Raw genomic sequence first — 11918 nt, 5'->3', positions numbered from 1 at the left:
CCGGGCCCACTCAGCAGATGTGCAGTAAAGATAAATCTTAAGTTTGTTATGACCGTCTGCACGCCTTTGGCAGGCTCTTTTCTCTACGCGCTCCCATTATCAGCAATTTGGGCAATTTTGGCGCAGGACTCGCCCCCAAGCCGAGAATCTCTTCTTATTGTAAGGAATTTCTTGTTCACGCCGTATTTGAGCTTATCCACATGGAAAATCGGACATAGTGGGATTCCTGAGCAATCAGGACGTGAACCACCAATGTGACCTCTACCGGCGTCAGGTCTTCGCCGATACTTTTCGGACCACCGTGCCCTCCCAACCGAGAACACGACCATCCAGCGAGTGGAATTCGAGCGGGCCGACCGGCTGGCCTGCGGCAATATCGATCAGTTCGGAATGCGGTTCCCCCGGCGCAAAAAGATGGGCTTCTCCCCATTGTCGCAGCCCGACGATGACGTGAAACAAACCACGCCCCTTTTCCGTCAGCACATATTCCTTATAGGCACTGCCGTTCGAGGCAGGGACTAGCGCCAGGACGTCCGCGTTCACGAGGCTGTTCAGCCGCGCAGACAGGATGCCCTTTGCCACACCGAGGCTCTTCTGGAATTCGCCGAACCGCCGCATGCCGTCAAAAGCATCGCGAATGATGAGAAGCGACCACCAATCGCCGATCGTGTCCAACGACCGCGCGACAGGACAATCCGCCTCTCTGAGACTGGTTCGCCTGACCAAGACAGGTCTCCTTCGCATCCCGATTACTTGGTCTCAACATAGGACTAGACAAGTCCCATGACAACTGGTCCTATTATAGGACCAAATAGAAGGGACGAATGGAATGACTGAAAGCTACGACCAAATTCCTGATGACATCAGGGGAGATGCCGCCGACGGAAGACTGACACCCGCCATGACAATGATCTTTGCGATCGCCTGCGGTCTGAGTGTGGCCAACATCTATGCCGCGCAGCCCCTGCTCGATGCGATGGCGCGGGATTTCGACGTCGATCCCGCATCCATCGGCATCATCATCTCCATGACGCAGGTCGGCTATGGGCTCGGCCTTATCTTTCTCGTTCCGCTTGGCGACACCATCGATCGCCGCAAGCTGATCGTCAGTCAGGCGGTTCTGTCAGCAATTGCCCTGACGATCGTCGGCACCGCATCGGGATTTGCGGTCATGCTTGCCGCAATTGCTGCGGTCGGTCTATTGGCCGTGGTCGTCCAAAGCCTCGTTGCCTTCGCTGCTACATTGGCAGCACCTGCCGAGCGCGGCAGGGCTGTCGGCTTGGTGACCAGTGGCGTGGTGATCGGCATCCTGATGGCGCGCTTCGCTTCCGGCATGCTTGCCGATATCGGCGGCTGGCGTTGCGTCTATCTCGTATCCGCCGCCATGACCCTTTCGATGGCGGTCCTGCTTGCCTGGACGCTGCCCCGACAACGATCATCAGGAAAAACGGAATCCTATGGCGATCTGCTGCGCTCCCTGTTTGCTCTTTTTGCAAGGGAACGGCTTCTGCGCGTTCGCGCCACGCTGGCCCTCTTGATCTTCGCCGCCTTCAGCACATTCTGGACGGCAATGGTTCTGCCGCTGAGCGCACCGCCTCTATCTCTGTCGCATACGGAAATCGGGTTGTTCGGCCTGGCGGGCATGGCGGGCGCCGTGGCAGCCGGTGGCGCCGGACGGCTCACCGATCGCGGATACGGCGAAAGGACGACCGGTCTCTCGCTTGCTCTCATGCTGGCCGCGTGGCTGCCGATTGCGATGCTTCACTGGTCGATCTGGCTGCTTGTCCTCGGCGTCGTTGCTCTGGACCTGGCTATCCAGGCCGTCCACGTTACAAACCAGAGCATGATCTTCACCCTGCACTCGGAAGCGCGCAGCCGACTGGTCGCCGGCTACATGGTATTTTATTCGATTGGCAGCGCGGCTGGCGCCAGCGGCTCGACGATCGTCTACGGAATTGCAGGCTGGCCCGGCGTCTGCATCCTTGGCGCCGGCATAAGCGTCACGGCGCTGATCTTCTGGGCTGCAACGAGACAGATGTCGGATTGCCCCATAGCAGTGGCCGACAGAGCATAGACGTCGGTGCAGGGCGCGCCAAAATGATCGCGTCGTTCAGGGGGAAAAAGTGCGATCCACGGCGACCGATGGAGATTTACGATCCTGGGTGCCTACAAACGTAGGTGGGCGCCATATGACCAAGCCCACGAGCCTGGTCAGGGACAGCTCCCTTTGGATCGAGTATGGCCCCAGGGATTGTGGTTCCTGTCGGGAAGCGCAGACCGCATCCGAGTATATAGAGGCATTCGGCGCGCCGCACCAGTAGCACGGCACTGAACCCTCGAAATTAGTTGACCTCTGCGCTAGGTCGCGCCACCAGCTTCTCGGTGATACCCCTGATATTGGCCGTGACCTCGTTGAGAGCCTGTGCCAGCGTCTCCTCCGACCGGGCGCTGGTCGCAAGCGCGGTGTCGCGATTGCTGCGCAGCGTCTCCAGCTCGCCTTCCAGAGAGGAAACCCGGCGGGAAAGCTCCGAAACCTCGTCCATGATCATGATGCCGGCCATGACGGTGATGCGAAGATCGCCGATCTCCCCGAATTGATCCTTGAGATGACCGACATAACGGTCGAAGCGGGTGGCAAGATCCGTCAGGTGTTCTTCCTGGCCCTCTTCGCAGGCCATCCGATAGGCCTTGCCGTCGATCGTTACCGTTACCTGCGCCATTCGACTTCTCGTTCCTGGCCGTTATCGCCCGCCCCGCACAAGGCAAATCCTCAGCGGTCGAGCACGGCCCTTATGGTTTCCATCGCAGTGACTAGCCGGCGGGAAACCTCGCGATTGACTTCTTCCAGACGGTTTGCGCGGAACTCGGCCTGATCGAGTTCCTGTGCCAGCCGCGAGCGGTCGGCATGCACCCGGCGGACTTCACCGTCGATTTCGCTTCTCTCACGCTCCCGCTCGAACCGCATATCGACGGCATTCTCCAGCGCCGCGATCGCCTGTCGCAATTCGCTGAGCGCCGCATCCATGGTTTTCCCCGTGGGCATCATGTCTTCCGGTTCCCGCGCAAGATTCCGAATCGTTTATCGGGCCACTTGTCTGATTTACAAACAGTATTCACCTCGGCAACTGCCCGTCAATAAAGGCACCCGTGCGGCAGGTGGCGTTATCTGTGGATGAACGGACGGTTTCTTGCTGTCGGCGGGCGCTCGGGAAGGATGTCGTCTTTTGTACAAGGCCGCGGGCAAATGTCAAAAAATTGCCGCACCCACCCCTGAACTGGGGTTCGATTTGTTGACTTGCTCGCCCCAACTGCTATGTCTCAGCCGCCTGAGGCTGACCTGGATTGGGAGTGTATAAGGTGCTCCATCTAAGAAGGCCTTTCAACCGATGGTCTGCCTCCCACATTGAGACCATCTCCCGAGACCCGGAACCTGCGGAACGACGATGATCTCTCCCGAACAACACGACCGGATGGCAAATGCGATCCGTTTCCTTGCCATGGATGCAGTCGAAAAGGCGAACTCTGGCCACCCGGGCATGCCGATGGGCATGGCCGACGTCGCAACGGTTCTGTTCACCAAATATCTGCGGTTTGATCCGAAGAAGCCGCATTGGCCGAACCGGGATCGCTTCGTACTGTCGGCCGGCCACGGCTCCATGCTGCTCTATTCGCTGCTCTATCTAACCGGCTATCCTGATATGACAGTCGAAGACCTGAAGCAGTTCCGCCAGCTTGGTTCCAAGACCGCCGGCCATCCGGAATACGGCCATGCAACGGGCATCGAAACGACGACCGGCCCGCTCGGCCAGGGCATCGCGAACGCTGTCGGCATGGCGATCGCCGAGCGCAAGCTGCGCGAGGAATTCGGCGCCAACCTGCAGGACCACTATACCTACGTCATCAACGGCGACGGCTGCCTGATGGAAGGTATCAGCCATGAAGCAATCGCGCTTGCCGGCCACCTGAAGCTGAACAAGCTGATCCTCTTCTGGGACAACAACTCGATCACCATCGACGGCGCTCTCTCGCTCTCGGACTCGACCGACCAGATCGCTCGTTTCAAGGCCGTTCACTGGAACACGATCGAAGTCGACGGTCACGACCAGGCCGCGATCTCTGCCGCCATCGAAGCCGCTCACCAGTCCGACCGTCCGACCTTCATCGCCTGCAAGACCGTCATCGGCTTCGGCGCACCGCACAAGCAGGGAACCCACAAGGTTCACGGCTCGCCGCTCGGCGCCGAGGAAATTGCGGCGACCCGCAAGGCGCTGAACTGGGATTACGAACCCTTCGTCATTCCTTCGGACGTTCTCGATGCATGGCGCGCTGCCGGCACGCGTTCTGAAAACATCGTCAAGGAATGGGAAGGCATTCTCGCCAACGCTCCGGCCAAGGCAGAATTCAACCGTCGCTTCGCCGGCGAACTGCCGGAAGGCTTCGACGCCGCAATCAGCGAATACAAGAAGAAGCTCGCCGAAACCAAGCCGACGGTCGCAACCCGCAAGGCTTCCGAAGACGCGCTCGAAGTCATCAACGGCTTCCTGCCGGAAACGCTCGGCGGCTCCGCCGACCTGACGCCGTCGAACAACACCAAGACCAGCCAGATGGTCTCGATCACCCCGACGGATTTCTCCGGTCGCTACATGCACTGGGGCATTCGAGAGCACGGCATGGCCTCTGCCATGAACGGTATCTCGCTGCACGGCGGCCTGATCCCCTACGGCGGCGGCTTCATGATCTTCTCGGATTATTGCCGTCCTCCGATCCGCCTCGCTTCGCTGATGGGCATCCGCGTCATTCACGTTCTGACGCATGACTCGATCGGCGTCGGCGAAGACGGACCGACGCACCAGCCGGTCGAGCAGATCGCCGGTCTGCGCGCCGTGCCGAACCTCATGGTCTTCCGCCCGGCTGACGCCACGGAAACGGCAGAATGCTGGCAGATCGCCATCAAGACGCATAACCGTCCGTCGGCTCTCGCGCTGACCCGCCAGAACCTGGCTCCGGCTCGCACCGAGTATAGCGAAAAGAACCTTTGCGAACTCGGCGCCTACACGCTCGCCGGTTCCGACGACGCCAAGGTCACGATCTTCGCCTCCGGCTCCGAAGTTGAGCTTGCCGTCGCCGCTCGTGCGACGCTCGAAGGCAAGGGAATCTCGACTCGCGTGGTTTCCGTGCCCTGCACGGAACTGTTCTTCGAACAGCCGGAAGACTATCGCAAGAAAGTCATCGGCAACTCGCCGGTCAAGATCGCCGCTGAAGCCGCCGTTCGCGAAGGCTGGGATGCCTTTATCGGACCGGAAGGCGCTTTTGTTGGCATGAAGAGCTTCGGCGCTTCCGGCCCGGCAAAGGATGTCTTCAAGCATTTCGGCATCACGGCGGATGCCGTTGTCGCTGCTGCGGAAGCAAAGCTCGCCTGACGGCGAATTGGGAGGGCGCCCACGGCGTCCTCCACTCACTGAAACGTAACGCCCTGCTTTAATGGGAGTGGATAGAATGACTGTAAAAGTTGCCATCAACGGTTTTGGCCGCATCGGCCGCAACGTTCTGCGCGCCATCGTCGAATCCGGCCGTACCGACATCGAAATCGTAGCGATCAACGACCTCGGACCGGTCGAGACCAATGCCCACTTGCTGCGCTATGACTCGATCCACGGCAAGTTCCCGGCTGAAGTGAAGGTCGAAGGCGACACGATCATCGTCGGCGGCGGCAAGCCGATCAAGGTGACGGCAATCAAGGATCCGGCAACCCTGCCGCATCGCGACCTCGGCGTCGACATTGCCATGGAATGCACGGGCATCTTCACCGCCCGCGACAAGGCTGCTGCCCACCTGACGGCCGGCGCCAAGCGCGTCATCGTTTCGGCACCTGCCGACGGCGCTGACCTGACCGTCGTCTTCGGCGTCAACCACGACCAGCTCACCAAGGAACACCTGGTCATCTCCAACGCATCCTGCACGACGAACTGCCTCGTGCCGGTCGTTAAGGTTCTCGATGACGCCGTCGGCATCGACCACGGCTTCATGACGACGATCCACTCCTACACCGGCGACCAGCCGACGCTCGACACCATGCACAAGGACCTGTACCGCGCCCGCGCCGCAGCCCTGTCCATGATCCCGACGTCGACGGGCGCTGCCAAGGCAGTCGGCCTCGTCATGCCGCATCTGAAGGGTAAGCTCGACGGCACGTCGATCCGCGTTCCGACCCCGAACGTCTCGGTCATCGACTTCAAGTTCGTCGCCAAGAAGGCAACGTCCGTCGGCGAAATCAACGAAGCGATCAAGGCTGCCGCTAACGGCAAGCTCAAGGGCATCCTCGGCTACACCGACGAGCCGCTGGTTTCCCGCGACTTCAACCACGACAGCCACTCCTCGATCTTCGCAACCGATCAGACGAAGGTCATGGAAGGCAATTTCGTGCGCGTGCTCTCCTGGTACGACAACGAATGGGGCTTCTCGAGCCGCATGTCCGACACCGCAGTCGCCTTCGCGAAGACGATCTGAGACGATCGACAGACATGAAAAAGCCGGCCGTTCATCCGAACGGCCGGCTTTTTTGTTTTGAATGGCTGAAAGACTGTAGCTCTTGGCAGTTCCGGTTGGCCGGAACTGCCTGTGAGGTCAGACCTTGTCGACGCTGGCCGTGTAAATCTGACCAATGGTCCTGCCGAGGTCGGCGTCGAATTCGCCATCGCTCATCGAGACGCGCAGGCCCTCCGTCAGGGCGCGCGAGAAGCTCGCGATCATGCCGTGGTTATGGCTGAGCTTCTCGCAGGCATCGGCCAGGCTGTAGCCGCCCGAGAGCGCCACGACGCGGACGACCGCCTTGTGGTCGATCAATGGCTTGTAGAAATCCGGCACCGTCGGAATGGTCAGCTTCAGCATGACCTTGGTGCCTTCAGGCAGCCCGTCGAGTTCCTTGGTGATCTCGTCGCGCAGGATGGCTTCCGCTTCCTGCTTCGTCGGGCTCTTGATCGAGACTTCCGGCTCGATGATAGGGATGAGGCCGTGGCCGAGGATCTGGCGGCCGACTTCGAACTGCTGCTTGACGATGGCCGCGATACCGGTCTTGTCGGCATTGGCGATGACAGAACGCATCTTGGTGCCGAAGATGCCCTTCTTGACGGCACGGGCGAGCAGGGTGTCAAGATCAGGCATCGGCTTCATCAGCTGAACGCCGTTTGCCTCGGCCTCCAGGCCCTTGTCGACCTTGAGGAAAGGAACAACGCCGCGATCTTCCCAAAGATAGGTAGGAACCGGCTTACCCTGGGCTTCGCCATCCATGGTCTTTTCGAACAGGATGGCGGCAATAACCTTGTCGCCGGAGAAATTCGGCGCCGTCATGATGCGCACGCGCATCTCATGCATCAGGCGAAACATCTCCTCGTCGCCGCTATAATCGGAATCAGCGATCCCATAGAGGCGCAAAGCGCCCGGAGTGGAGCCCCCGCTCTGATCGAGGGCGGCGATGAAGCCCTTCTTTTCGGCCATCTGCGACATCTGCTTAGCGTCGACCATCTCTCTCTCCTTGCTCCTTCAGCTGCATTCGGCCCCCACGCTTCACTCGGTACAATTTTGCACGTCCGGAAGCGGCGCCAGATTAAGATTCCTTCGTAGGCGCGCCATACCCCTACGTTTGATATGAGTTGTCAACGCCCCAAACCCTGGCTCCGATCATAAAATCGATTATAAATTAAAGGTTTGCGGCCGTCCAATCCTGTCAATCTATAGCGGTTCCGAGAATTGGCCAGCCCTTGTATCGATACAGGATGACGCCGGCATGGCATTCGAAGCAGTACCCGGATTTTTCAGTTTCGCCATACATCTATTGGCTTGAACCGTGCATGAAGATAGCTCCGCCCTCTTCCTCAGCACGACCGGAAGACAGGCGTATGGATGCAGGCCACAATGACCTCTGTCGACACAATCCGACAATAAAAAACATTCTCCCCAATTCCGCCCCGCTATTGCCTGATTTTCCTATAAATTTCCTATAGGTATTTCTTCGCAGCATTCCATTTCACCCGGCCACAGGCCGCCCGTTCAGCAGCATGACGTCGCATCATAGAGGTTAAGCCGCAGGGCCTACCCTTATGCTGTCTTTTGCCGTCTACTGGAGAAAGGGGAATGTCGCGGAGGATCAAGGATCGGGGCAAGTGATCGGTGGCGGCGCCAGCCAGATTGGCAGGGTCCTATCGAGAAATGAAAGGGACGGACGTTGCAAGCCTTCTACATCGTGGTCTTGGTCTCAACGGCGCTCATCCTGATCGCGGCTTTTTCGAGTCTGCTCGCCTTTCGCTTCGGCGCACCCTTGCTGTTGCTCTTCCTCGTCATCGGTCTGCTTGCAGGCACGGATGGCCTCGGCATCGAGTTCAGCAACAATTACCTTGCCTATATCCTCGGCTCGCTGGCGCTCGCCATCATCCTTTTCGACTCAGGCTTCGGCACGCCGATCCAGGCCTTCAAGCTCGCGGCGGCGCCTGCCTTAACGCTCGCCTCGGTCGGCGTCCTGTTGACCGCCGCGATCTTCGGCCTCGCCGCCTCATGGCTGCTCCACTTTTCCTGGCTGGAGGGTCTGCTGCTCGGCTCCATCGTCGCTTCAACGGATGCGGCGGCCGTCTTCTTCCTGCTGCGCATCGGCGGCATCAACATCCGCGACAAGGTGCGCTCGACCCTCGAGGTGGAGTCCGGCACCAACGATCCCATGGCCATCTTCCTGACGATCGCCCTCGTCGAGGTGATTGGCAGTGGCCAGGGCTATCACGGCATCAATATCGGCATGCTTGTGATGTTCATCGAGGAAATGGGCCTCGGCGTCATTCTCGGCCTGCTGGGCGGCATGATGATCGTGCTCGTGGCCGGTAAGCTTGAGACGGATCGCGGCCTGACGCCGATCTTCGTGCTGGCACTCGCCCTGCTCGTCTTTTCCTTCACCGGCGCCGTCGGCGGCAGCGGCTTTCTCGCCGTCTACGTCGCCGGCATCTATGCCGGCAGCCGGCGCATCCCCAACTCCGCGAGCATCAAACGCTTCCAGGACGGCATGACCTGGCTTGCCCAGATCATCATGTTCCTCGTACTCGGCCTCCTGGCGACACCATCGCAGTTTCCGGCGATCGCCGTTCCCGCCATCCTGCTCGCCTTCTTCCTGATCTTCGTCGCGCGCCCACTTGCCGTCTGGCTCTGCCTGCTGCCCTATGACTATACCCAGCCAGAGACCGGCTTTCTCGCCTGGGTCGGCCTGCGCGGCGCCGTCTCCATCCTGCTCGCCATCATGCCGATCCTCGGCAATCTCGATGGCAGTCGCACCTATTTCAACGTCGCCTTCATCGTCGTGCTCGTCTCGCTGCTCGTGCAAGGGTGGACGATCAAGCCGATGGCGCGGCGTCTCAATCTCATAATCCCGCCGCGCCTCGGCGCAGTCGACAAGGTCGAGGTCGATTTGCCGGGCGCCGTCAATCACGAACTCCTCTCCTATCGCGTTGCCAAGGACAGCCCGGTGCTGAAGGGCGAGCGCATCCCGCGCTGGGCGATGCCCTCGCTCGTCGTGCGTGACGGCAGGTCGATGCGCTATCAATATGCCGGCAGGCTCAGGGAAAACGATCTCGTCTATCTCTTCATCGTGCCGAGCTATTCGCGTCTTCTCGACCGGCTCTTTGCCAGCCGCCCGCCGGTCGATCCGGAAGATGCCGATTTCTTCGGCGCGTTCTCGCTATCGCCTCTGCGCCCCGCATCGGATCTGGACGCTGCCTACGGGCCGGGTCTCCTTTCCGAGCACGAAAAGACGCTGACCATCGCCGAACTGATGCGCCAGCGCCTCGGCGGCAGAGCGGAATATGCCGACCGCGTCCGCCTGGGCTCGATCATCCTGATCGTGCGCGACATCGACGAGACCGACCATATCAGCTCCGTCGGCATGTCGCTGGAAGCGGTCGAGCCGGCCATGAACCTGCCGATCTTCCTCAATTTTCACGAAATCGCCCAGCGCATCCGCAGCGCACTTACGCGCCGCCGCGAGGCCTCGGCGTCGCCGGTTTCGCAGACGCTGGACGGAGGCGAAAAGGAGGACTGAATGCCTTGCGTCTCACCTCATCCGTAGTAAGGTCGGCCCGAATTTCGTCCTTAACAACATTGGATACTCCCTATGCCCGCCTTTAAGACTCTCGACGACCTCACGGATATCGCAGGCAAGCGCGTACTCGTTCGCGTCGACCTCAACGTGCCGGTCAAGGACGGAAAGGTCACCGACGCAACGCGCATCGAACGCGTCGCCCCGACGATCCTTGAACTGGCCGACAAGGGCGCCAAGGTCATTCTGCTCGCCCATTTCGGCCGCCCGAAAGATGGCCCGTCCGATGAATTCTCGCTCTCCCAGATCGTTCCTGCCGTCAACAGCGTGCTTGGCCGCGACGTTGCTTTCGCCTCCGACTGCATCGGCACCCCGGTGACGGACGCGATTGCGAAGATGAGCAACGGCGATATCCTGCTTCTGGAAAACACCCGTTTCCACAAGGAAGAGGAAAAGAACGAGGCCGGCTTCACCAAGGCGCTCGCCGCCAACGGCGACATCTATGTCAACGACGCCTTCTCCGCTGCCCACCGCGCGCATAGCTCGACCGAGGGCCTTGCCCATCATCTTCCGGCCTATGCCGGCCGCACGATGCAGGCCGAGCTCGAAGCGCTCGAAAAAGGCCTCGGCAATCCCGTCCGCCCCGTTGTCGCGATCGTCGGTGGCGCCAAGGTTTCCAGCAAGATCGATCTCCTGATGAACCTCGTGAAGAAGGTCGACGCACTCGTCATCGGTGGCGGCATGGCAAACACCTTCCTTGCCGCCCGCGGCACCGATGTCGGCAAGTCGCTCTGCGAACACGATCTCGCCGCGACCGCCAAGCAGATCATGATCGAGGCCGCCACCGCCGGCTGCGCGATTGTGTTGCCGGAAGACGGCGTCGTTGCCCGCGAATTCAAGGCAGGGGCGGATAACGAAACCGTCGCCATCGACGCCATCCCCTCGGATGCAATGGTCCTCGATGTCGGTCCGAAGTCGGTGGAAGCCATCAAGGCATGGATCGGCCGCGCCACTACGCTCGTCTGGAACGGCCCGCTCGGCGCCTTCGAGATCACGCCCTTCGATGCCGCAACGGTTGCTGTTGCCAAATATGCAGCCGAATGCACCAAGGGCGGCAAGCTGACCTCGGTCGCCGGTGGCGGCGACACGGTCTCGGCACTGAACCATGCAACCGTGGCTGACGATTTCACCTATGTCTCGACCGCCGGCGGCGCCTTCCTCGAATGGATGGAAGGCAAGGTCCTGCCCGGCGTCGCTGTACTCACCGCTCAGAAGTAGTCCGGCTTCGGATTTCGGGACCCGGAAGGACGGGCCTTCCGGCTTCCGTTGTGACTATGAAATCTCCGGCGCATCCGGGTGGCGGAGGCGATGCCGCTCAGGAGCTTTGTGACGATGGCTCTGTGCTGGTCAGTTGATCCAGATTTGCAATCAGCCGGGTGAGCAAGGCGACAAGCTGTGTCGCCTCTTCTTCCGTGAAGCCATCCATTGCTTCACGATTTCCCCTGAACAGAGTTTCAACCGCATCGGGCATACGGTCCTGCGCCGCCTTCGTGAGGACTATGCGGCTGCTTCTACCGTCTTCCGGGTGAGGTGTCCGCTCGATCAGGCCGTCCCGCTCCATGCGGGCGAGCATCTGTGCCATCGGCGGCTGTTCGACCTTGGCGAAACGGGCCAGATCGCGTTGCGTGCTCGCCTTCCCATCCTGCAGCGCGACCAAGACAGGCAATTGGCCGACGCCGAACCCAAGCGGCTTCAGACGCGCCTCGCTTAGACGAGCAAATGCCCGCGCAGCGAGACTGATGAGATGCCCGGGCGTGGAAAGCACGTCGTTCTTCATCTTCGATCTTAT

Annotated in this window: 10 protein-coding genes and 1 other RNA gene; 5 read left to right on the top strand and 6 right to left on the bottom strand. The window is 60.4% G+C overall.

Features of this window, described 5'->3' with window-relative positions; translation table 11 throughout:
• Nucleotides 1–270 precede the first annotated feature (270 nt).
• Nucleotides 271–726, bottom strand: coding sequence for a helix-turn-helix domain-containing protein (locus EV561_RS05060; RefSeq protein WP_132518298.1), 456 nt, complete (start codon nt 724–726; stop codon nt 271–273).
• A gap of 103 nt (nt 727–829) precedes the next feature.
• Between EV561_RS05060 and EV561_RS05055 the strand changes: the two genes are divergently transcribed.
• Nucleotides 830–2074 carry an MFS transporter gene (locus tag EV561_RS05055; RefSeq protein ID WP_132518296.1) on the top strand — a complete coding sequence of 415 codons (1245 nt, stop codon included), beginning with the start codon at nt 830–832 and terminating at the stop codon, nt 2072–2074.
• Nucleotides 2075–2123: 49 nt separating this feature from the next.
• Here the strand turns inward: EV561_RS05055 and ssrS are convergent.
• The 3 genes from ssrS to EV561_RS05040 form a co-directional block, all read right to left on the bottom strand.
• Nucleotides 2124–2282, bottom strand: a non-coding RNA gene (gene ssrS / locus EV561_RS05050) — 6S RNA.
• Between the two features lie 60 nt (nt 2283–2342).
• Entirely contained in the window at nt 2343–2720 is a 378-nt protein-coding gene (locus EV561_RS05045; RefSeq protein ID WP_132518294.1) for a cell division protein ZapA, read from the bottom strand.
• Between the two features lie 50 nt (nt 2721–2770).
• Nucleotides 2771–3046, bottom strand: coding sequence for a DUF4164 domain-containing protein (locus EV561_RS05040; RefSeq protein ID WP_132518292.1), 276 nt, complete (start codon nt 3044–3046; stop codon nt 2771–2773).
• A gap of 397 nt (nt 3047–3443) precedes the next feature.
• Here EV561_RS05040 and tkt point away from each other — a divergent pair, with 397 nt between their 5' ends.
• A complete protein-coding gene (gene tkt / locus EV561_RS05035) occupies nt 3444–5420 on the top strand; it encodes a transketolase (protein ID WP_132518290.1) in 1977 nt (658 codons plus the stop codon).
• Between the two features lie 76 nt (nt 5421–5496).
• Nucleotides 5497–6507 (top strand): type I glyceraldehyde-3-phosphate dehydrogenase, encoded by a 1011-nt coding sequence (gap, locus tag EV561_RS05030; RefSeq protein ID WP_132518288.1) that lies wholly within the window; start codon nt 5497–5499, stop codon nt 6505–6507.
• A 117-nt stretch (nt 6508–6624) separates the two neighbouring features.
• On the opposite strand, the gene EV561_RS05025 is transcribed toward gap, so the two are convergent.
• A complete protein-coding gene (locus EV561_RS05025; RefSeq protein WP_132518286.1) occupies nt 6625–7521 on the bottom strand; it encodes a fructose bisphosphate aldolase in 897 nt (298 codons plus the stop codon).
• Nucleotides 7522–8221: 700 nt separating this feature from the next.
• Between EV561_RS05025 and EV561_RS05020 the strand changes: the two genes are divergently transcribed.
• Both EV561_RS05020 and EV561_RS05015 read left to right on the top strand, forming a co-directional pair.
• Entirely contained in the window at nt 8222–10072 is a 1851-nt protein-coding gene (locus EV561_RS05020) for a potassium/proton antiporter (protein WP_132518284.1), read from the top strand.
• 72 nt (nt 10073–10144) lie between these two features.
• Complete coding sequence (locus EV561_RS05015) at nt 10145–11347, top strand: phosphoglycerate kinase (protein WP_132518282.1); 1203 nt, start codon at nt 10145–10147, stop codon at nt 11345–11347.
• 97 nt (nt 11348–11444) lie between these two features.
• Here the strand turns inward: EV561_RS05015 and EV561_RS05010 are convergent, their stop codons facing one another.
• Nucleotides 11445–11906, bottom strand: a complete 462-nt coding sequence (locus EV561_RS05010) for a MarR family transcriptional regulator (RefSeq protein WP_132518280.1) — start codon at nt 11904–11906, stop codon at nt 11445–11447.
• Between the last annotated feature and the right edge of the window lie 12 nt (nt 11907–11918).

The organism is Rhizobium sp. BK376 (assembly GCF_004341625.1).
Taxonomy (GTDB): domain Bacteria; phylum Pseudomonadota; class Alphaproteobacteria; order Rhizobiales; family Rhizobiaceae; genus Rhizobium.
This window is presented reverse-complemented; position numbering and strand designations above follow the sequence as displayed.

What these genes read in the sequence shown, in the direction of transcription:
- EV561_RS05055 (WP_132518296.1), top strand. Translation starts at nt 830, where the DNA reads ATGACTGAAAGCTACGACCAAATTCCTGATGACATCAGGGGAGATGCC.
- EV561_RS05045 (WP_132518294.1), bottom strand. Translation starts at nt 2,720, where the DNA reads ATGGCGCAGGTAACGGTAACGATCGACGGCAAGGCCTATCGGATGGCC.
- EV561_RS05040 (WP_132518292.1), bottom strand. Translation starts at nt 3,046, where the DNA reads ATGATGCCCACGGGGAAAACCATGGATGCGGCGCTCAGCGAATTGCGA.
- tkt (WP_132518290.1), top strand. Translation starts at nt 3,444, where the DNA reads ATGATCTCTCCCGAACAACACGACCGGATGGCAAATGCGATCCGTTTC.
- gap (WP_132518288.1), top strand. Translation starts at nt 5,497, where the DNA reads ATGACTGTAAAAGTTGCCATCAACGGTTTTGGCCGCATCGGCCGCAAC.
- EV561_RS05025 (WP_132518286.1), bottom strand. Translation starts at nt 7,521, where the DNA reads ATGGTCGACGCTAAGCAGATGTCGCAGATGGCCGAAAAGAAGGGCTTC.
- EV561_RS05015 (WP_132518282.1), top strand. Translation starts at nt 10,145, where the DNA reads ATGCCCGCCTTTAAGACTCTCGACGACCTCACGGATATCGCAGGCAAG.
- EV561_RS05010 (WP_132518280.1), bottom strand. Translation starts at nt 11,906, where the DNA reads ATGAAGAACGACGTGCTTTCCACGCCCGGGCATCTCATCAGTCTCGCT.